The 20,600-nt window shown below is 42.0% G+C and carries 16 protein-coding genes; 10 read left to right on the top strand and 6 right to left on the bottom strand.

Annotated features, from left to right (window positions below; translation table 11 throughout):
• Nucleotides 1–3 precede the first annotated feature (3 nt).
• The 5 genes from CFH81_09380 to glmU are packed head-to-tail and all read right to left on the bottom strand — an operon-like array spanning nt 4 to nt 5,020.
• Nucleotides 4–1,023, bottom strand: a complete 1,020-nt coding sequence (locus tag CFH81_09380) for a hypothetical protein (protein DAB40391.1) — start codon at nt 1,021–1,023, stop codon at nt 4–6.
• Nucleotides 1,016–1,762, bottom strand: coding sequence for a prepilin peptidase (locus tag CFH81_09385; GenBank protein DAB40392.1), 747 nt, complete (start codon nt 1,760–1,762; stop codon nt 1,016–1,018). Before CFH81_09385 ends, CFH81_09380 begins: the two co-directional genes overlap by 8 nt.
• Nucleotides 1,762–2,448 (bottom strand): di-trans,poly-cis-decaprenylcistransferase, encoded by a 687-nt coding sequence (uppS, locus tag CFH81_09390; protein DAB40393.1) that lies wholly within the window; start codon nt 2,446–2,448, stop codon nt 1,762–1,764. The genes CFH81_09385 and uppS overlap by 1 nt, the downstream gene beginning before the upstream one ends.
• Nucleotides 2,441–3,709, bottom strand: a complete 1,269-nt coding sequence (coaBC, locus tag CFH81_09395; protein DAB40394.1) for a bifunctional phosphopantothenoylcysteine decarboxylase/phosphopantothenate--cysteine ligase CoaBC — start codon at nt 3,707–3,709, stop codon at nt 2,441–2,443. Before coaBC ends, uppS begins: the two co-directional genes overlap by 8 nt.
• On the bottom strand, nt 3,710–5,020 hold the full coding sequence (gene glmU / locus CFH81_09400; protein DAB40395.1) for a UDP-N-acetylglucosamine diphosphorylase/glucosamine-1-phosphate N-acetyltransferase: 1,311 nt from the start codon (nt 5,018–5,020) through the stop codon (nt 3,710–3,712). It abuts the gene before it with no gap.
• Between the two features lie 75 nt (nt 5,021–5,095).
• Here glmU and CFH81_09405 point away from each other — a divergent pair, with 75 nt between their 5' ends.
• A complete protein-coding gene (locus CFH81_09405; protein DAB40396.1) occupies nt 5,096–6,214 on the top strand; it encodes a tRNA (uridine(54)-C5)-methyltransferase TrmA in 1,119 nt (372 codons plus the stop codon).
• A gap of 11 nt (nt 6,215–6,225) precedes the next feature.
• Here the strand turns inward: CFH81_09405 and CFH81_09410 are convergent, their stop codons facing one another.
• Nucleotides 6,226–6,657, bottom strand: coding sequence for a CoA-binding protein (locus CFH81_09410; protein DAB40397.1), 432 nt, complete (start codon nt 6,655–6,657; stop codon nt 6,226–6,228).
• 52 nt (nt 6,658–6,709) lie between these two features.
• Between CFH81_09410 and CFH81_09415 the strand changes: the two genes are divergently transcribed.
• The 9 genes from CFH81_09415 to CFH81_09455 all read left to right on the top strand — a co-directional run bounded on the left by CFH81_09415 (nt 6,710) and on the right by CFH81_09455 (nt 20,598).
• Complete coding sequence (locus tag CFH81_09415) at nt 6,710–7,921, top strand: threonine ammonia-lyase (protein DAB40398.1); 1,212 nt, start codon at nt 6,710–6,712, stop codon at nt 7,919–7,921.
• A gap of 18 nt (nt 7,922–7,939) precedes the next feature.
• Entirely contained in the window at nt 7,940–8,842 is a 903-nt protein-coding gene (locus CFH81_09420; protein ID DAB40399.1) for a phosphatase, read from the top strand.
• 56 nt (nt 8,843–8,898) lie between these two features.
• Nucleotides 8,899–10,593: an acetolactate synthase, large subunit, biosynthetic type gene (ilvB, locus tag CFH81_09425; GenBank protein ID DAB40400.1), complete on the top strand. Its 1,695-nt coding sequence runs from the start codon at nt 8,899–8,901 to the stop codon at nt 10,591–10,593.
• Nucleotides 10,594–10,607: 14 nt separating this feature from the next.
• A complete protein-coding gene (locus CFH81_09430) occupies nt 10,608–11,078 on the top strand; it encodes an acetolactate synthase small subunit (protein ID DAB40474.1) in 471 nt (156 codons plus the stop codon).
• Nucleotides 11,079–11,101: 23 nt separating this feature from the next.
• Entirely contained in the window at nt 11,102–12,061 is a 960-nt protein-coding gene (lpxD, locus tag CFH81_09435) for a UDP-3-O-(3-hydroxymyristoyl)glucosamine N-acyltransferase (GenBank protein DAB40401.1), read from the top strand.
• Between the two features lie 63 nt (nt 12,062–12,124).
• On the top strand, nt 12,125–12,355 hold the full coding sequence (locus CFH81_09440) for a hypothetical protein (GenBank protein DAB40402.1): 231 nt from the start codon (nt 12,125–12,127) through the stop codon (nt 12,353–12,355).
• A gap of 140 nt (nt 12,356–12,495) precedes the next feature.
• Nucleotides 12,496–16,005, top strand: a complete 3,510-nt coding sequence (gene metH, locus CFH81_09445) for a methionine synthase (protein DAB40403.1) — start codon at nt 12,496–12,498, stop codon at nt 16,003–16,005.
• Nucleotides 16,006–16,065: 60 nt separating this feature from the next.
• Nucleotides 16,066–17,397 carry a deoxyguanosinetriphosphate triphosphohydrolase gene (locus CFH81_09450; GenBank protein ID DAB40404.1) on the top strand — a complete coding sequence of 444 codons (1,332 nt, stop codon included), beginning with the start codon at nt 16,066–16,068 and terminating at the stop codon, nt 17,395–17,397.
• A 123-nt stretch (nt 17,398–17,520) separates the two neighbouring features.
• Nucleotides 17,521–20,598: a multidrug transporter AcrB gene (locus tag CFH81_09455; protein ID DAB40405.1), complete on the top strand. Its 3,078-nt coding sequence runs from the start codon at nt 17,521–17,523 to the stop codon at nt 20,596–20,598.
• The last annotated feature ends 2 nt before the right edge of the window (nt 20,599–20,600 follow it).

Below are 20,600 nucleotides of genomic sequence, written 5' to 3' on the forward strand. Positions count from 1 at the left end.
TTGTTAAAAATATTTAGCTACACGTTTGTTAAAGAGCCATTTTCCAAACAGCGCAATTATAAAAATCAGTAAAAGCACTATGTAAAAATTTCCCCATTTGTCCAAAGATGACGCTATAAAATAAAAAAAGAGCGACACTGCAAAGATAATAAGAAAAGAATGATTGGCATCATATCGGGGGTTGATCATGGCAAAAGAAGCTATCGGATAGACACAAAGAAGGGGGATGAAACTCACAAAGATAAAAAATAGAATTTTGCCCATTAATTTTTGATTGACGGCTGCCTGTGCCCAATAGTTAAATATGTCTTGATAATGGAAATCTTTTTGTGCGGTTGTGTCGTAAACTTGAAGAAGTTTGTATTGGGCTTGCTGTAGTTTGGTGCCCGTGTAAGTATATCCGTATCCCTCATTGAGTAAAAGCGAAGTTTGATTGTGTTCTTTGTTGAGTTTGCCGCTATGCGAAGAGAAAAACTGTTCTTGGTCTTTGTTTGTGCGGTTATAGATGACGATCGTGTGAAAAACATCATCTTTGTTCTCTTTAACATAGACATAATAATCCCCAAACCTTTGACCCAATTTACCCGGAACGATATTGAGTTTAGCCTCGGCTTGCTTGGCCGTCTTAAATGATTGATAATATTGCTTGCTGAGCGGCATCGCCAAAAAAGAAACAAAGAGAAGCAGCAGTGAAAAAAGCAATCCCAGAACAAAAAGACTTCTCAGTATTTTGTCTGCTTTGAGCCCAAGCGCATATAGCGCGATCAGCTCATTGTCCAAAGAGAGTCTCATGAGAACGTTTGTCAAAGCTGCCACAAAAGAAAGAGGCAGAGTATAGAAAATGATATCGGGCAATGTATAGCTGTACAGTTGAAACATTTCTGTAAAAGAGATTTGTATCTGAGCCGTAAGCGAAGCTATTTTTACAAGATACACCAGGGAGATGATAAGAAAAAAAGGAAGAAATACTGTCAAAAATGCTTTGGTGAAATTGGTTGAAATATACCCTTTGATATTAACCATAGATGATTTTTCCTATAAGATATGATGTTTGCGTGTCATAAAGATAGACAATCAGTGTTGCAAGTGCCAAAAAAGGCACAAACGGTACGCCTGTTTCGCGATTGATCAATGAGGGAACCATTGCCAGTACGGCCGAAAGAAAAAGGGCAACAAAAAAGTTTGGAAATCCAAGAAGGGCACCCATGGTTCCGGCAACAATGACATCTGCACTGCCCATCGCCTCTTTTTTTGCAAGAAAAGAAGAAACTAATCCGATAAGATAAAGTCCTCCTGCGGCAATGGCTGCATATAAAGCGGCATGTATGAAGTCCGGCTGAATCAAAGCAAAAATCAAGGCAGAAAAATTGACATTATCCGGAACAGCCATATATTTAAAATCGATCATCACCAAAGCAAGGAGTGCGGCAAAAGAAGCAGCCGCAAAAGGCAAATACCACACTAACCCCATTTTCATATAAAGCGCTGTAAAAATGAGTCCGGTAATCAGCTCGAGCATGGGATACTGTATGGCAATTTTTTCGCCGCAAAAATAACATTTTCCGCGCAATGCAATCCACGAAACGAGAGGAATATTGTGCCACCATCGAAGCGGCGTATGGCAGCTTTGACATTTTGATGCCGGAAAAACGATACTTTCACCTTTGGGGATACGGTAAATAACTACATTTAAAAAGGAACCGATGGTGATTCCCAAAATAAACACGGCTATGGCTACGGGAAGCAGAATCTCTTCTTGCATTATAGTCCTCCAAAGCGTCTTGTGCGCTGATGGTAGTTTTGGATGATTGTATCCAATTCGTCCGCGGTAAAATCGGGCCAAAAGGTGGATGCAAAATAGAGTTCGCTATAGCTCAATTGCCAAAGCAAAAAATTTGAAATGCGCTGTTCTCCGCTGGTCCGTACAAGCAGATCGATATCAGCATAAGGTGTTTGAAGTGCTGATGATATATCCTCTTCTGTAAGCATATTTTTCCCGCTTGCAATAAGACTGTTGACTGCCGCGGTGATTTCAGCGCGTCCTCCATAGTTGAGTGCAAGTATTTGTGTGAGGTTTGTATTGTTTTTGGTTTGCTCTTGGGTATCCAGAATCCTTTGCTGTAAGGTTTTTGAAAAAGCGCTCAAATCCCCGATTGCTCTAAATGCGATGCCTTGTTTTTGATAAGAGGATAATTCTTCTTTAAGATATCTGTCTAGCATTTTCATAAGAAATTCCACTTCTATTTTGGGGCGCTTCCAGTTTTCTGTGCTGAACGCATAAAACGTAGCCGTTTCTATCGTGGGATGTTTGGCGCAATAAGCAGTAATATCGCGAATGACTTCTGCGCCCTTTTCATGTCCTTTGGTGCGCTTTAGTCCACGCTGCTCGGCCCATCTTCCATTGCCGTCCATGATGACAGCCAGATGCCGCAGGGGAGTATCACCCATCTATAAGCGCCTTTGCTTTGTCAAGAATATATCCAGAAAGGGTGAGTTTGTCGGTTCTTTCTAGCGTGGTTTGACTTTCTTTTGTGATAAATGTGATTTCGTTTTCTTCTGTCCCAAAGCTTTCGCTATTGTTTAAAAGATTGTAGCATACCCCATCAACCTCTTTTTGTTCAAGCAGTGCCGCGGCATTGGCGAGGCCATGCTCGGGATCCATTTCTGCTTTAAAAGCAATGGTTTTAATGCCTTCTTTGTTTAAAACAGAGAGGATATCCGGTGTTTGTTTTAGCTCCAAACTCCATGTGTTACCCAAGAGGCTTTTTTTGAGTTTTCCTTTTTGCGGATACCTGGGCGTAAAGTCAGAAACGGCTGCAACCATAAAGAGGTAAGGTTCTTTCTGTATGAGATGTCTGGGGTCATAGCTGTTCAGAGAGACTTTGCTCATCTTTCCTTTTTTGGCTACGCGAACAGCATCCTGTGTGTAATCCAAAAGCTCTTTTGTGTCATCAACCTCTATGGTGTAGATATTTTGAGGCAATCCTTCTTTCCCCGCAGTGGTAATGTAGCATACGTCTGCCCCCTTAAGATAAAGGCTTAGGCAGAGTGCTTTTGCCATTTTTCCTGAAGAGAAATTGCTGATATAGCGTACTTCATCTATCTTTTCGCGGGTACCTCCGCCCGTAACCACGATACGTCTGTCTTCCCAAAAATTCTCCTTGAGCAGGGCTTTTGCCGTTTCAAAAAATATTTCAGAAGGGTCTGCCAGTGCACCCGAACCTACATCCCCGCACGCTAAAAGTTTTTCTTGCGGCTGTATGATTGTATAATCATTAACTCCCAGCATCTTAAGGCTGCCCGCAGTGTAATGGTTTTTGAGCATTTGAGTATTGGCAGCAGGGGCAACAAGCATAGGTCCGGCATAAGCCAGAGCAGTCTGTGTTAAGAGATTATCAGCAATCCCTTTAGAAAGTTTATTGATCGTGTTGGCTGTAGCGGGAGCGATGAGGAACGTGTCGCATTTTTTGCCTATCTCAATATGATTCAATTCTGAGACCCAGCTTTCACTGCTTTCTGTCAGTACGGGATTTCGCGTAAGTGCCTCGAAGGTCAGCGCAGAAACAAACCGTTCAGCACTGGGCGTCATCACGACATGCACCTGTGCGCCGGCTTTGACAAAAAGTCTTGCAATGTCGCAGGCTTTGTAGGCTGAAATGCTTCCTGTGACGCCCAGTAAAATCGTTTTATTTTTTAAATCAACCTGCATCTATTTGTCTTCCTTGTTGCTCTCTGCGAGAAAAAACTTGTAAAAAAAGTTTTTTATTGTTCTAAGCGGAGCTCTTGAGATAGCAAGCTCGCCTTGCTTTATATTTTTATTGACAGTGGTTCCGGCGGCTATCATCACATCGTCTTCTATGACAATGGGCGCAACCAACTGTGTATCGCTGCCGACAAAGACATTTTTCCCAATGATTGTTTGGTGTTTGTTTTTGCCGTCATAATTGCAGGTGATGACTCCTGCGCCAAGATTGGTGCCTTCATCGATGCTCGCATCACCGATATAAGCCAGGTGTCCTGCTTTAACACCGTTGAGGGTGGATTTTTTGACTTCTACAAAATTCCCGATATGGGTGTTGATAATTTTTGAATGCGGTCTGATGCGTCCCATAGGGCCCACGTCAGAATTTTCTATATAGGATTCTTCAATAATAGAGTGTGCTTTGATGTGTGCATTATTGAGATGGCTTTTTCCTTGGATGCACACGCCATTTTCAAGGACACATTCTCCTTCAAATGTGGCTTGACTATCAATGTAGATCGTCTCAGGCAGGCGCATGCTCACCCCTTCTTTCATCCATTTATGTCTGATGCGTCTTTGCATAATCTCTTCAGCAGACGCCAGATCAAGTTTGGAGTTGACTCCTTTAAACTCTTCTTCTTGCACAAAAACAGGGTGCACTGTTTTATTTTCATCGACTGCCATTTTAATGATGTCGGTAAGGTAGTATTCTGCTTGTGCATTGTTGTTGTTTAGTCGGGGAATATAGTTTTCCAGCATTGCTTTTTTAACGCAATACACACCGGCATTGACCGATTGTATCTTTTTTTGTGCGAACGTACAATCTTTTTCCTCTACAATCTCCTGTACCTTATCCTCATCGATGATTACCCGCCCGTAGCCGCTTGGATCATCAAGTTTCAGGACGGACATGTTGATGTGCGCGTCACCCAGCGTAAGAGAAAGCAGAGAATCTGTCGTCATAAGCGGCATATCTCCATTGAGTATCAATACTTTATCGTGCTGTATATGTACCCCCTTCATCGCACCTCCTGTACCGGGAAACTCTTGGGCGTTTTGCCTATGAAAAGAAATTCCCTCGTACTGCGTCTCTATCTCTTTTTGGATACGGTTTGCCTGATGATAAAGCACGACCGTGATGTCATTCGAGAGTATTTTGGCTGCATCAATCACATGAAAAAGCATAGGTTTGCCGGATATTGGATGAAGTACTTTGGGGGTGGCTGACTTCATTCTTGTTCCTTGACCCGCCGCGAGTATAACCACACTGATAGACATTTACACTACCTTTTAGATAAAATGATACAAATAATATTATTGCGATTATACCTAATTGTAATTAAAGGCATTACTTTGAGATGTAAACATTTTGGAAATTGTGGGTCTTGCGGATTGTATGAGATGAGCTATGAAGAGCAGCTCCATGAGAAGCACGAAAGGGTGGCGCAGTTGCTTGCGCCTTATTATAAAAAAGAGTTAGAGTTGTTTGGCTCTCCTTCTTCGCACTATAGAGCCAGAGCAGAGTTTCGTATCTGGCATGAAGGGGACCGTTGTGCATATGCAATGGGCAACTCTCAAAAAAACGGTGCGGTTTGCATCGAGGAGTGCCCCAAGGTCATCGAAGCGATCGAAAAACGTATGTGGAGACTGCTGGAAAAGATCAATGCATCGACACAGACATTGGGACATCGGTTGTTCGCAGTAGAATTTTTGGCTACGATGACCGATGAGTGCCTCATAACGATGCTTTATCATAAAAAGCTCGACGACGCATGGAGCACAGAAGCCAAGCTTCTCGAACAAGAGCTCGGGTGCAAAATCTTGGGCAGAAGCCGCAAACAAAAAGTCGTACTCAGCGATGAGTATGTGACTGAAAAGCTTATTGTTGACGGCAGATGTTTTACTTATAGGCAGTATGAAAGCGGTTTTACGCAGCCCAACCCAGCGGTTAACGCAAAGATGATAGAGTGGGCTATCAGACAAGCCAAAAAAGTAGGTTATGGAGATTTTTTGGAAAGTTATTGCGGGTTGGGCAATTTTACATTGCCGCTTTCGCACTATTTTGAGAAGGTGTTGGCTACAGAGATAAGCAAGCGTTCAATTGGGGCAGCACTTGAAAATTGCCAACACAATGATATAGCCAATATCACTTTTGCAAGACTCTCTTCTGAAGAGATGACTGAAGCGCTCAGCGGTGCACGAACATTCAACCGTCTCAAAGGAATAGACTTGCAGGCGTATGATTTTTCTATCGTTTTGGTTGATCCGCCAAGGGCGGGGCTTGATGAAGGAACAATGGCGCTTATTTCAAAAATTGATCATATTATTTACATCTCATGCAATCCTGAAACTTTAGCAAGAGATTTGGGCGTATTGACGCAAACCCATGAGGTGGCTGAGGCTGCCTTGTTTGACCAATTTCCTCATACCGAACATATAGAGAGCGGTGTCTTCTTGGTCAAAAAAGGGTAGTCAGAAACCGTTTATCCCAAAAGCGCTCTGTGATCGACCATTGCGCATCGGTTCTGCACGACATGGATGCCTGCATCTTTTGCTTTTTCCGCTGCAGTATTGTTGACGATACCAATCTGCGTCCAAAGCACTTTTACATCTCCTCTTTTGATGCAAGCATCAGCGACAGCATCGACCACCTCAGGTTTTCTAAATACAACAACCATGTCAACAGGCTCATCGATCTCCAGAAGGCTTCTGTAGACTTTTTGACCGAGAATCTCTTCTTCTTTAGGGTAAACAGGGAACATTTTATAGCCTGCTTCAAGTAAATATTTGGCAACCCTATGGCTGTCTTTTTGGGGGTTTGGGGAAGCGCCGATTACGGCAATATTTTTTGTGTCTTTAAAATATTTAATGATTTCTTCTTTATTGCTGTTAATCCTTGGAAATTCACATTCCATGCTTTATCCTTTATTTTGATATACTTTTGCCAATTATTACCTAGGATGCATAATGTTAGACTTAAAACGTATTGAAAAAGCCTATAAAAGAATAGAGGAGGTAGTCTGCCGTACCCCTTTTTCTTACGCCCCGAATTTAAGCAAAATGAGCGGCTTTGAAGTGTATCTGAAAAAAGAAAATCTCCAACATACCGGTGCTTTTAAACTCCGCGGTGCTTTCAACAAGCTGTCTTGTTTGATGGAGGAGGGATACAAAGGAGGAGTGGTTGCTGCAAGTGCGGGAAATCATGCCCAGGGTGTTGCTTTCTCTGCACAATATTTTGGTATCAGTGCGACGATTGTAATGCCTGAATCCACTCCGTTAACCAAGGTGCAAGGCGTCAAAGAGTTTGGGGCAGCGGTCATGCTGCATGGAACAAATTATGATGAGGCTTATGCTTATGCGGTTAAGTTCGCAGAAGAAAACGATTGTACATTTGTGCATCCCTTTGCAGACGATGAGGTAATGGCGGGCCAAGGCACGATAGCACTTGAAATGCTAGAAGAGGCAGAAGATCTTGATGCCATCGTGGTGCCTGTAGGAGGAGGAGGGCTTATTTCCGGTATTGCGTGTGCCGCCAAAACACTCCAGGAAAAAGTTAAACTTATCGGTATATCGGCAGAAGGTGCCCCGGCGATGAAAAACTCCTATGATGCCAAGCGGCCGTTGGACTCGTTGAGTGTTCGTACGATAGCGGACGGAATTGCCGTGCGTGATGTTTCGCCTGTAACATTAAAGTATATCCTTCGCTATGTTGATGCGTTTGAGAGCGTGAGCGAAGATGAGATTGCTTCGGCTATTTTATTTTTGCTTGAGAGACAAAAGGTATTGGTGGAGGGCGCAGGAGCCGTAGGGGTAGCGGCGCTTATGCATGGCAAAATCGATTTACCAAAAGGAAGCAAGGTGGGAATTGTTCTCAGCGGAGGAAATATTGATGTTACGATGCTTTCGCTCATCATTGAAAAAGGGCTTACGAAGTCTGCACGAAAAATGAAATTGGTAGTTACGTTGGTTGATAAGCCCGGAGCGCTACAGGTATTTACAAAAATATTGTCAGACATTAATGCTAATATCGTTCAAATAGGTTATGATCGAACCTCTACAAATTTGGATTTTGGGGATGCTCATGTTTCTGTTGCGCTAGAGACCAAAGGGGTAGAGCATCAAGAGCTGATACGTCAAGCGCTCAAAAAAAACGGATTTGTGTTTAAAGAGGAACAGTAAACGGATAAATAAAAACAGATGATAGCGATTGATCTGGGTTCAAATACATTACGGGTGGTTCAGTTTGACTGCGCAAGCCAAAAGTGCATCTTTGCGTATGAAAAAATAGTAAAAACTGCTGATGGACTGGCGTACCACGGAACCATAAGCAATGAAGCGGTTAGCCGAGTCATTGATGCAATCAATGAGGCTAAAACACAAATAGATTTCAGTAAAGACAAAATCAGGGCTGTGGCTACCGAAGCACTAAGAAGTGCTGCCAACAAAGAAGAGGTTATTGTAAAGGTAAAAGAGCAGACCGGCATTGCATTTGAAATAATTAGCGGCGATGAAGAGGCAGCATTGACCTTGCTGGCGGTAAAAAAAAGATTTGAAAACTTACCGTATGCATCTAAAAATTTTATCGTAGTCGATATAGGCGGAGGATCAACCGAGCTTATTTTTCACTATTCAAATCAAGTTTTCACCAAAAGCTTTCCTCTTGGTATCGTGACCGTTGCACAAAGTTATTGTTCGCTTGAGGAGATAGAAAAGGCATTGCCCGGACTGATGATCCAGATGAAAACATTTTGCGCTGAAATTTATGCTGTTTACGGCAAAGCGGATATGTTTGCTGCCACTGCAGGCACTCCTACTACGGTAGCCGCAATGAAACTTAATCAAAGCTATGCAACGTATGATTCGCGAAAAATAAACGGAACATTGCTTCAAAAAGATGAGCTGGATTTCTTTTTGGGCAAACTCTTGGCTATGCCTTTTGAGCAGCGCGAATATATGGTAGGCACAGGGCGGTCTGATCTGATCGCTGCAGGGATATTGATCTTTAAACAGCTTTATACCCTTCTTGAATTTGAAGAGTGTATGGTGGTTGATGACGGGCTGCGTGAAGGTGTAGCTTTGGAGATGTGCGATAAACTCTAATCTTTTTTAGCTATAATCGGAAAAATAAAATATTAAAGAAAAACGGAGTGTAGGCCATGCAGATGAGTGGTGCACAAATGGTATGTGAAGCGATCATCGCCGAGGGCGTAAAGACCGTATTTGGTTATCCCGGCGGTGCAATTATGCATGTGTATGATGAGATTTACAAGCAAAACGGTTTTGAGCATATACTCAACCGTCACGAACAAGCAGCAGTGCATGCAGCAGACGGATATGCCAGGGCAACAGGCGAAGTAGGTGTTGCAATGGTTACAAGCGGACCGGGATTTACCAATGCCGTGACCGGACTGGCAACGGCCTATATGGATTCTATTCCTTTGGTTGTTATTTCGGGGCAGGTTCCTTTGTCCCTTATAGGAACAGACGGATTTCAAGAGATTGATGCTGTAGGCATTTCAAGACCCTGTACAAAACATAACTTTTTGGTGCGTACGATTGAAGAACTTCCGCGTATTTTAAAAGAAGCTTTTTATATCGCAAGGTCGGGAAGACCCGGTCCTGTGCTTGTAGATGTGCCTAAAGATATTACCGTAGCAGTGGGAAATTTTGTTTACCCTGAGACTGTAAACATACCTACGTATAAGCCAACATACAAAGGAAATAAAAAGCAGATAGAAAAAGCGGTTGAGGCGATCAAAAAAGCTAAAAAACCATTGATCTATGCGGGCGGAGGCGTCGTATTGTCCAACGCAAGCGATTTGGTGCGGGAGTTGGCCGAAAAAACACAGATTCCTACAGTTGAAACACTCATGGCAAGAGGGGTTATGGGCGCTAAAAATCCATTACTTTTAGGAATGCTTGGTATGCACGGAAACTATGCCTCCAATATGGCAATGAGTGAAACAGACCTCATTATTGCATTGGGCGCGAGATTTGACGACAGAGTAACAGGCAAACTCTCTGAATTTGCGCGTTATGCGGATATTATTCATGTGGATATCGATCCGGCAAACATAGCCAAATTGGTCGATGTGGAGTATCCAATTGTCGGTGATGTCTATGATGTATTGAAAAATATGATCCCGCTGTTGGAGGATGTTAATTCCGATAGGTACCAAGCATGGAGGGAGATTCTTAAGCGGTATGATACGCTTCATCCTCAATCGTATGTAGATAGCGACGAAGTACTTAAACCGCAGTGGGTTATCGAAAGAGTGGGTGAGCTGGTAGGTGAAAATGCCATTATTACTTCGGATGTCGGGCAGCATCAGATGTGGGCAGCCCAGCATTATCCGTTTGACAGGCCGCGCCAATGGATCAATTCGGGAGGTCTGGGAACCATGGGGTTTGGATTTCCTGCTGCACTAGGAGCAAAACGGGCCTTTCCTGAAAAAACTGTCATCAATGTTACCGGCGATGGATCAATCCTCATGAATATGCAAGAGCTTGTCACTGCGGCCGAATATAAAATACCGGTTATCAACCTGATTTTAAATAACCATTTTCTTGGAATGGTAAGACAGTGGCAGACTTTTTTTTATGAGAAACGCTATTCACAAACAGATCTTACTTTTCAACCAAACTGGAAGGCTTTGGCTGAGGCATGCGGTGGCATAGGATACGATGTTGCGACCAAAAAAGAGTTTGATGCCGCACTCAAAGATGCCATAGAGCAAGACAAGGTCTGCTTTATGAATATTGCCATCAATCGTTTTGAAAATGTACTTCCGATGGTGCCTGCAGGGGGTGCATTGTTCAATATGATGTTACCGCAAAGTGAGGAGAAGTGATGGGAGCAGAAACAATGAAAGACGAACGACGTGTTATTTCTATAATCGTAATGAATGAAAGTTCTGTGCTTGCAAGGGTGACTGCACTTTTTGCAGGACGCGGTTACAACATTGAGTCACTCACGGTTGCGCCTATACCAAATAGTGAAATGTCCCATATTACTATAGAGACCAAAGGGAATGCCAAGGTAATGGAGCAGATAACAAAACAGCTTCACAAGCTCATTCCTGTTTATAAGGTTATCGAACATGAGGAGATGGTAGAAAAAGAGATGGTGCTGGTCAAATTTCCTATTGCTGAAAATCTGAGTGATATTGCGGCGCTATGTAAAGCGTATAATGGCGGAATCGTTAACGTGGGCAAAGAGATGGTTATTGCGCAGGTTGCGGATGAGCCGATGCGTATTCAGCATTTTATTGAAGCCGCACAGCGTTACAATCCCTGCGAGACAGTGCGTAGCGGCGTTGTTGCTATTGAGCGTTAATCCATTTTTATAAAAGGCGAAGGGTGAAAGAATACAGTTTAAGAGAGATTTGCCAAGAGATCAAGATTGATTTTAAAGGGCAGGACATTCAAATCAATGGTATTCATACACTGAGTGAGGCCGCTTCCTCGCAACTGAGTTTTTTTAATGCTTCAAAATATGCGGATCAGCTTTTTTTTACAAAAGCCGCAGCAGTGCTTATAGAAGAAAAATATGCGCATCTTTTGCCTTCAGGCACGATCGCATTGATAACAGATGAACCGTATTTGAAACTCGCACTTGCCTCCAAACTTTTTGCCCACAAAATAGAGTCTTATGGCGGACATCCTTCAATGGGAACAGGTTGCGATATTGATAAGCGTGTACGATTTGGCAAAAATGTAAACATTGGAAACAATGTAACAATTTTGGCCGGATGTTATGTGGGGGACAATGTCACTGTCGGTTCGGATACACTATTGTATCCCAATGTTACACTGTATCATCATACCCAAATCGGAAGCCGATGTATTATCCATGCAGGCACCGTCATTGGTTCGGACGGTTATGGTTTTGCCCACACAAAGACGGGAGAGCATATCAAGATTTATCAAAATGGCAATGTTGTAATTGAAGATGATGTGGAGATAGGGGCAAACTGTGCCATAGACAGAGCAGTTTTTGGCAGTACGTATATTCGCAAGGGTACAAAATTGGATAATCTTATACAAATTGCACATAATTGCGATGTAGGAGAACACAGTCTTTGTGCCGCCCAGGTAGGGCTTGCTGGCTCCACCACGCTTGAGAGAAATGTTGTCATGGGCGGACAGAGTGCCACGGCCGGACACTTAAAAGTCGGGGCTTTTGCAACGATTGCGGGCAAAAGCGGTGTGACAAAATCACTTGAAGGCAGAAAAACATATGCCGGCTTCCCTGCAATAGAGCATAAAATGTGGTTGAAAATGCAAGCCATGTTTTCTAAAATGTTAAAGCAGAAGTAAATTAAGAAGTTCTAAGATCTATGGTATAATCAAACTGAAAAATTATAGTGTAAAGGAATAAAGATGAGCGGAACAGTAACTAAAATGGATGAAATAGCATTAAGCAACACAAAAGAAGGTAAAATCACTATCGCAATTATTCACGAACCCTACGGCCCAAAGAGCCAGAGCGTAGCAAGCATCGGTATTTCGCTTCAGACAACCTTGGAAGAACCGGACTGGAAAGTGCATATTCCTAAAGAAAATATTGATGCAGTCATTGAGGCACTACAAAAGGCAAAAGAAGCGCTTTAAGCCTTCTTTGTGCTTTTTTTAAAAAATACCACTCTTCCAATTTTTAGCCTTTCGCTTATTGCGGCACAAGAACAACATCCTTTTAAACGTATTTGTTTCATACTTTGCTACAATTACACCATTACAATCAAGGAAGTTTTTTGTCTACGATCCAAACAATAAAATCACTTTTAAACAGACGCATTTTAGTTATAGACGGTGCGATGGGAACCCAAATACAAGACCTCGAAGTGCCCAAAGAAGCATGGATAGACGATAAAGGGGTCTCTCAAGAAGGGTGCAATGAATTGCTCAACGATACCGCACCTGAGCTTATAGCAAGAATTCATAAACGCTATGCGATGGCGGGTGCAGATCTGATCAAGACCAATACGTTCGGTACGATGCCGTGGGTGCTGGATGAGTACGATATGAAAGAGCGTGCGTATGAACTCTCCAAAAAAGGTGCACAGCTTGTAAAAAACATATGCGATCAGTATGCTACAAAGGAGTCTCCGCGGTTTGTACTGGGTTCCATGGGTCCGGGAACAAAACTGCCTTCGTTAGGACATATCCACTATGATGAGATGTTTGAAGGCTACAAAGAGGTGGCTCTTGGACTGATCGATGGGGGGAGTGATATATTTTTGCTTGAAACCTGCCAGGATCCGCTTCAAATCAAAGCCGCACTCCACGGATGCGAAGCAGCGAACGGCGAGCGCAAGGTTCAATTGCCTATCATGGTTTCTGTAACCATTGAGCTTAGCGGAAGCATGCTTATCGGTACGGACACATCTACGATCGCAACAATCTTGGAGCCTTTTGATATCCTCTCGCTAGGTTTCAATTGCGGAACAGGTCCCGATCAGGTCAAAAAACATCTTAAAACACTCAGTGAACTTTGTAACATTCCAATCTCTGTGCATGCCAATGCCGGATTGCCTCAAAACAGAGGAGGGTACACCTATTATCCGATGGGGCCGGATGAATTTACGGCAAAACAGCTTGAGTTTACCGAATTTGACGGAGTGAGCTTTTTGGGCGGATGCTGCGGTACGACACCGCAGCATATTCAAGCGCTTAAAAAAGCAGTGGGGACTATAAGGCCCAAAAAACCCACAGGCAGCATCAAACCCTCTATCGCTTCTTTGTTTAACAGCGTAGAGCTGTTTCAGGAACCTGCACCTTTGCTGATAGGAGAGCGAAGCAATGCCACAGGATCTAAAGCATTTCGTGAACTTATCATTGCAGGCGATTACGATGGGACGTTGACTGTGGGACAGGCACAAGTACGTGACGGAGCACACTGTTTGGATGTCAACGTAGAGTTTGCCGGCCGTGATGGAGCGGCGGATATGCGTGCGGTGATGGAGCTGTATAATCAAAAAATACCTCTGCCGCTGATGCCTGATGCCACACGTGTCAATACGATGGAAGAGGCGCTCAAATGCATAGGGGGTAAACCTATCATTAATTCGGTCAATTTGGAAGACGGCGAAGGAAAGCTTGACGAAATTTGCAGACTGGCAAAAAAATACGGTACCGCTCTGGTCTGTTTGACGATTGATGAAAAAGGGATGGCAAAGACCACTGAAGATAAACTTCGTATTGCTGAGCGCATCTATGACCTGTGTGTAAACCGACACGGCATAAATCCCAGAAATCTCATCTTTGATATGCTGACTTTTACCGTTGGCTCAGGAGATCCGGAGTATCGTGATGCGGCAGTGCAAACTTTAGAAGCGATCCGTCAGCTGCATGCAAGACATCCTGAGGTGGGTTCTACGCTTGGACTTTCAAATATCTCTTTTGGATTGAGTGCCAATGCGAGAGTCTATCTTAACTCAGTCTTTTTGCATCATTGTGTTGCGGCGGGAATGACATCGGTCATTATCAACGTCAAACACATTGTGCCGTTAGCCAAAATGAGTCAAGAGGAGATTGCTATTTGTGAAGAGCTGTTGTTTGGGGCAGATGATAACTCTCTTTTTAAATTTATAGAATATTTTTCTGACAAAACAGTCGATAGCGGTGCCAATGATGAAGCCTATGAAACGATGAATCCCCAAGAGAAGATTGCAAAATTGCTTTTAGACGGCGATAAAGAGCGCATGATCCCTTTAGTCGAAGAGGCGCGTCATCATATCCACCCCGATACCATTGTCAATGAGATACTCATTGATGCGATGAAAGTAGTGGGAGAACTTTTTGGAAACGGGCAGATGCAGCTGCCTTTTGTGCTTCAAAGCGCTGAGACAATGAAAGCCACAGTGGATTATCTTACGCCGTATCTCACCAAACAAGAGAAAGATACTGACACTACGCTGGTGATTGGTACAGTCAAGGGCGATGTCCATGATGTAGGTAAAAATTTGGTGGATATCATTCTTTCTAACAATGGATTTAAGGTTATCAATATAGGGATCAAAACCGAATTGCAAGAGTATCTTGATATGCTCCAGGAACATCCGGTACAAGCTATCGGCATGAGCGGGCTTTTAGTAAAATCTACCGCTGTCATGAAAGATAATCTTGAGGCAATGGCGCAAATGGGACTTGAGATACCTGTACTTTTGGGCGGTGCGGCATTGACGCGAAGTTTTGTCGATGATTTTTGCCGCCCCGTGTACAAAGGACCTATCTTTTACTGCCGTGATGCCTTTGACGGAGTCATTGCCATGGGCCGTATCGAAAAGTACAATGAAAACCCAAGTGTAGGACTTGATACACGCTTATCGGGTGACATGACGGAACGCCAAGAAAAAGTACAAAAAAAGACGATCATTCCGCCTTTTGAGCAAATCAAGATGCCTGACCGCTCCGCGGAGATACCTACACCGCCGTTTTGGGGAAGAAGAGTACTCCAAAAAGCTGATTTGGATGCCAGTATGATCTATGAGTGGATCAATACACGTTCTGTTTTTAAGATGCACTGGGGATATAAAAGCAAAGGGATGAGTAAAGAAGCCTATGAAAAGCTGCTTGATGAAACCATTATCCCGGCATTTGAAAGACTTAAGCGAGAATTCATTGAAAAAGACCTTTTCGAGCCGATTATCATCTATGGGTACTATCCGTGCAGAAGCAATGATCAGGAGTTGCTGATTTTTGATGAGAGTGAGGGGTGGAATGTTGATGCCAATGCAAATAGAGAGCCGCTTTATGAGGTCATAGGCAGGGCCGTCACACAGTTTTCTTTTCCAAGACAAGGCAGAAAACCGCATCGTGCACTGAGTGATTTTTTTCATCACGACAGGCATGATGTCATTGCTTTAACCTGTGTGAGCGCAGGCAAGAAATTCAGCCAATATGAAAAAGAGTTGTACGAAGCGGGAAAATACCTTGAATACAATTTGGTACACGGACTTTCAGTGGAGTTAGCCGAAGCACTTGCAGAAATAGCGCACAAACAGATACGTTTGGATCTGAATATTGCAAGCAAGGATGAGGGCCACACTTTAAGAGATGTGCGAATGAACCGTTATCAGGGGGCCAGATATTCGTTTGGATATCCTGCGTGTCCGGATTTGGAGCAAAGCCGCCAGCTTTTTGATCTATTGAAACCTGAAGAGTTTGGCATAGAGCTTAGCGAAACGTTCCAAATACATCCCGAACAAAGCACTACCGCACTGACGGTGCACCATAAGGAAGCTACCTATTATGCGGTATAAAGAGCGAAACGTAAACATAGGGTACCGGGGTAGGGTATAGTGATAAGCGAAGAGTTAATGATGTGGAAAAAATTATTATCAAAAAAAAGATATCATGGTTGCAATGAAACAAGAGAGGACACCATAGAAGAGTACTGTCGCAGCAGTTACCATAAAGATTACGACAAAGTAATCTTTTCCAATCCATTCAGAAGGTTGTCCAAAAAGACGCAAGTTCATCCTTTGTCAAAAAACGATCATGTCCACAATAGATTAACCCATAGCCTGGAAGTTGCCAGTGTCGGAAGAAGTTTAGGATTGAAAGCCGGCGAATTTCTAAAAAAGAAGTATCATGCCATTGAGCCTTATGATGTTGCCTATATAATTCAAACAGCATGTTTGGCTCATGATATCGGCAATCCGCCTTTTGGACATGCCGGAGAAGAGGTCATCAAAGAGTGGTTTGCAAAAAATGCAGACAAAGATTTTTTAAAAGAGTTATCATCGGAGGAATTGGAAGATTTTAAATGTCTTGACGGTAATGCCCAAAGTTTCAGAATAGTCAGCAAAATAGAAAACAACCTATTTGGCGGAGGGATGAATCTTACATTTGCGACATTGGGAACACTGGTAAAATATCCTTATTCTTCAAGCCATTGTCAGCTAACCGGGACATCAAAATTTAATTATTTTCATAGCGAAGCAGATTTTTTTAAACTTTTGTTTGAGGAGCTTGGATTGGCCAAAGCCGACGGTTCCTTCAAGAGACATCCTCTTTCTTATTTGATGGAGGCTTCTGATGATATTTGCTACGGATTATTGGATCTGCAAGATGCATTTGAGCTGAAGATTATAACCCTAGAAGACATGAGGGATATTTTTGTCTCAATTTGCGGTGAAGAAAAAACAGAAGAAGTTTATCGTAATGAAAAATATACACAGACCCAAAAAGTTTTAAAGCTGGTAGCCGCTTCTATCTATATTTTGGCTACCCATGCAATGGAAGTCTTTGAAGAAAATTTTGATGCCATTGCAGGGGATAATCAGCCAAAAGATCTCATTGAACTTTTTAATAACAAAGTGCTTAAAGAAGGGATCAAAAAAGCAAAACGATTGGGAATTAAAAAAATATTTAATGAAAAAAGAAAAATTGAACTGGAACTTGGAGCATACAACATCATAGAAACGCTGCTGGATATTCTCATTCGCGCTACCTATGAACTCTATAAAAGCGGGGACGGAACAGCATTGTCTTTTAGAAATAAAAGGGCACTGGAATTGATGGGCGGAGGCAGGCCGCAAAAAACAGACAGCGTGTATCATATGTATCAAAGAGTCATAGACTATATCATTGGCATGACGGACAATCATGCAAAATATGTCGCAAACCAATTAAACGGCAGCGGCTATTAAATTAAAAAATAAAACTGCGATACAAAATCGTCTTTTGTGATTAATGTTGATTAATATGCAGGCGGCTATAATTAGCGATAAAAAGTCAGCCTAAAATCTATCTAAAAAAGAGGAAATCTTATCTTGCACTCTCTTATAAAATATTTTCTCGACAATTCAAGATTGAACCACACTATTTTGGTATTTTTATTGTTTATGGGTATTTTTGCTTACATAAAGATACCAAAAGAGATGTTTCCTATCGTGACGCTTGATGCGATCGATATCAAAGGAAACTATAGCGGAGCAAGTGCAGATGCGCTGAACAATTTTGCCGTTAGAGAGATAGAAAATCAAATCGATGCTATTTCCGGCATCAAAAAAGTAAGTTCAACTATTACTAACGGGAGTTTTCTTGTCAGCATTGAACTTCAAGACGGTGTCGATAAGTATGAAGTGCTCAATGAGGTCAAAGATGCCATTAGCATCGCCAGGCAGTACCTTCCGGGCGATATGGATGAGCCCATAGCAACGGTTTCTCAAAAAGTGATGCCGCTTTTGAATGTTTCTTTGTCTTCAGGCGCTTATGACCAAAAAGGACTGTTGGATATCGCAGAAAAATTAAAGACATCTGTATTTCAGGTACCTCATATAAACGATGTGCAGATATTTGGCGATAGTGATCTGCAGATCGATATTATGCTAGACCATAAAAAAATTATGATGTACGGGCTGAACAGTTCTTTGATTATCAATAAAATTAAAGAGCTTTCGTATATCTATCCGGTTGCTTTTGTCGAGGAGGTCGGCAATCATATCTTTTTAACTGCCAACAACAACAAGTTTGATCTTAATCTCTGGAAAGAAACACTCATAGAGGCTGAGGGCAAAAAAATATATTTGGGCGATGTGGCTGCCGTCAAGATCGATTATCCGACCAAGGATACCATTTCGAGGTTTAATGCAAAATCATCTATTTCATTGCTGATATTTAAAGATGAGCAGGGCGACTCCATAAAGGTTTCCCAAGAAGTAAAAAAAGTTTTGCAGAAAACACAAAATACCTATAAAGATTTATCAATTGATATTTCAAGAGACAGCTCAAGGCCTGTTGAGCAGAGGATCAAAACGATACTTTCCAATATTACATTGGGGCTTATTTTAGTCGGATTTTCGATGTACATTTTAATCAGTCCCAGATTGTCGCTTGTAATTGTGATGGGGATACCGTTTTCGTTTATTTTTGGGCTTTTGATCATAGAGGTTTTGGGTTACAGTTTAAATATGATCTCACTGATGGCGATGCTGATCACTTTAGGTATTGTTGTGGATGATGCGATCATAGTAAGTGAAAATATTCAGCGCCACTTGGATGAAGGAGCCGACGTCAACGAAGCGGTGATCAATGGCACCAAAGAGATGATTATGCCCGTCATGATCGCTGCGTTTACTACGATATTTGCTTTTTTGCCTATGCTTTTGATCAGCGGCGAAATGGGATTGCTGATCAAACTGATCCCGATAGTGATATCGGTGTTGATATTTTCATCTTTGATAGAATCTTTTTTCTTTTTGCCGCTTCATGCAAAAGATATTTTGCGGAAAAATGACAAACTGTTTGACTGGTCACCCGTATACAATGCATATGAAACGATTTTACATAAAATTATTCACCACAAGAAATCATTTTTGGTTGTATTTTATATTATTGTTCCTGTGTTAACTGTTTTTGCTGTAGAAAACAGCAGATTTCAAATGTTTCCCGACATGGATTCACGAAACGTTACGCTTTCTGTCAAGCTGGATGATTCTTTAAGTATCGAAGAGACCGATAAGATAGTTGAAAAATACGAACAGCTTTTGCTGGAGAATAAACAGCGTTTTTACATTAAAAACATCAATACCTCTGTAGGTGTTTTTTCTGATTTGACCGGCACGACAGAAGTAATAGAAAACGGATTTACGCTGATGCTGGAGCTTGAAGATTTTAAAGAAGACAATATTTTGGATAATTACATCAATCCGGTGCTGTCGCTTAGTTTTGATTTTGAACAAAAAGATAAAATCAGGTTAGAAAGTACTCAGGCCGTGATGCAAAAAATAAGAGAATTTGTTGCACCTGTTACACAAAAAGACAAAGCCGTGGATTTCAATATCGTAAGCAACAGGCTTCACGTGATGAAAACAGACATTGAAATAAAATTAAGCTCAGATGATACCCAATCGCTTGTTTCGCATATAGAAAAACTCAAAACAAAACTTTCTTCGATTGAGGGGGTAAAAGACGTTACAGACAATACAAAAATGGGACAACAAGAGTATAAATTTATACTGAACCCTTATGGCCAAACTTTGGGGTTGACTGACACGGCTGTTGCTTTGGCGCTTAGCAGCTATTTTATGGAAAAAGAACAGGCAGCCACGTTTGACAATAGCGGAATTATCAAAATAAAAACATACTCAATCCACAAAGACAATTTGGATGAATTGAAACATTTTCCTATCCCTCTAGGCAACGGATTTGTCGAATTGCAGGATGTGGTAGAGTTTAAGATCGAAAGAAATTTTGAAAAAATCGAAAAAGAAAATGGAAAAATCTACAAAAGTGTTTTTGCAAATGTAGATAATCGAATCATTAGCGCAAATGAAGTTTTAAAGCAAATCGATAAGATTGTTCAGGAGGCAAAACAGGACAATATCACAGTCAGTTTTGGCGGAGAACGTGAAAAAAGCATTCAAATGGCAATTGATATGGCAAAAGCGTTTATGATAGCCATCTTTTTGATTTTTATCACACTGTTGATCAACTTTCCTTCCTTTAGGGTTTCCTTAATGCTTATTTCTGTCATCCCTTTTACTGTTTTAGGTGCCGTAGCTGGCCATTTTATTATGGGTATCAATCTCAATTCCCAATCTATGATCGGCATGCTCGGTCTTGCCGGAGTGGTAATCAATGATGGGATTATCATGTTGGATTTTTTGCACGGAACCAAAAACAAAGAAGAGTTTTACAAAAGAGCCAAACAAAGAGTAAGACCTATACTCATCACCTCAATTACTACGGTTTTGGGGCTTATGACCATTATATTTTTTCCATCGGGCGAGTCTATCATGCTTCAGCCGATAGCGGTATCTTTGGGGTTTGGTATCGCATGGGGGACAGTGTTGAATTTGCTCTATCTGCCTGCGCTTTATGCGGCGGTATTTAAAATTAAGGATTAAAA

Origin of the sequence: Sulfurovum sp. UBA12169 (assembly GCA_002742845.1) — a bacterium.
Classification (GTDB): domain Bacteria; phylum Campylobacterota; class Campylobacteria; order Campylobacterales; family Sulfurovaceae; genus Sulfurovum.

Bases quoted from the DNA above. Each gene is read 5' to 3' on its own strand.
- CFH81_09380 (DAB40391.1), bottom strand. From the start codon at position 1,023: ATGGTTAATATCAAAGGGTATATTTCAACCAATTTCACCAAAGCATTT.
- CFH81_09385 (DAB40392.1), bottom strand. From the start codon at position 1,762: ATGCAAGAAGAGATTCTGCTTCCCGTAGCCATAGCCGTGTTTATTTTG.
- uppS (DAB40393.1), bottom strand. From the start codon at position 2,448: ATGGGTGATACTCCCCTGCGGCATCTGGCTGTCATCATGGACGGCAAT.
- coaBC (DAB40394.1), bottom strand. From the start codon at position 3,709: ATGCAGGTTGATTTAAAAAATAAAACGATTTTACTGGGCGTCACAGGA.
- glmU (DAB40395.1), bottom strand. From the start codon at position 5,020: ATGTCTATCAGTGTGGTTATACTCGCGGCGGGTCAAGGAACAAGAATG.
- CFH81_09410 (DAB40397.1), bottom strand. From the start codon at position 6,657: ATGGAATGTGAATTTCCAAGGATTAACAGCAATAAAGAAGAAATCATT.
- CFH81_09415 (DAB40398.1), top strand. From the start codon at position 6,710: ATGTTAGACTTAAAACGTATTGAAAAAGCCTATAAAAGAATAGAGGAG.
- CFH81_09420 (DAB40399.1), top strand. From the start codon at position 7,940: ATGATAGCGATTGATCTGGGTTCAAATACATTACGGGTGGTTCAGTTT.
- ilvB (DAB40400.1), top strand. From the start codon at position 8,899: ATGCAGATGAGTGGTGCACAAATGGTATGTGAAGCGATCATCGCCGAG.
- CFH81_09430 (DAB40474.1), top strand. From the start codon at position 10,608: ATGAAAGACGAACGACGTGTTATTTCTATAATCGTAATGAATGAAAGT.
- CFH81_09440 (DAB40402.1), top strand. From the start codon at position 12,125: ATGAGCGGAACAGTAACTAAAATGGATGAAATAGCATTAAGCAACACA.
- CFH81_09450 (DAB40404.1), top strand. From the start codon at position 16,066: ATGTGGAAAAAATTATTATCAAAAAAAAGATATCATGGTTGCAATGAA.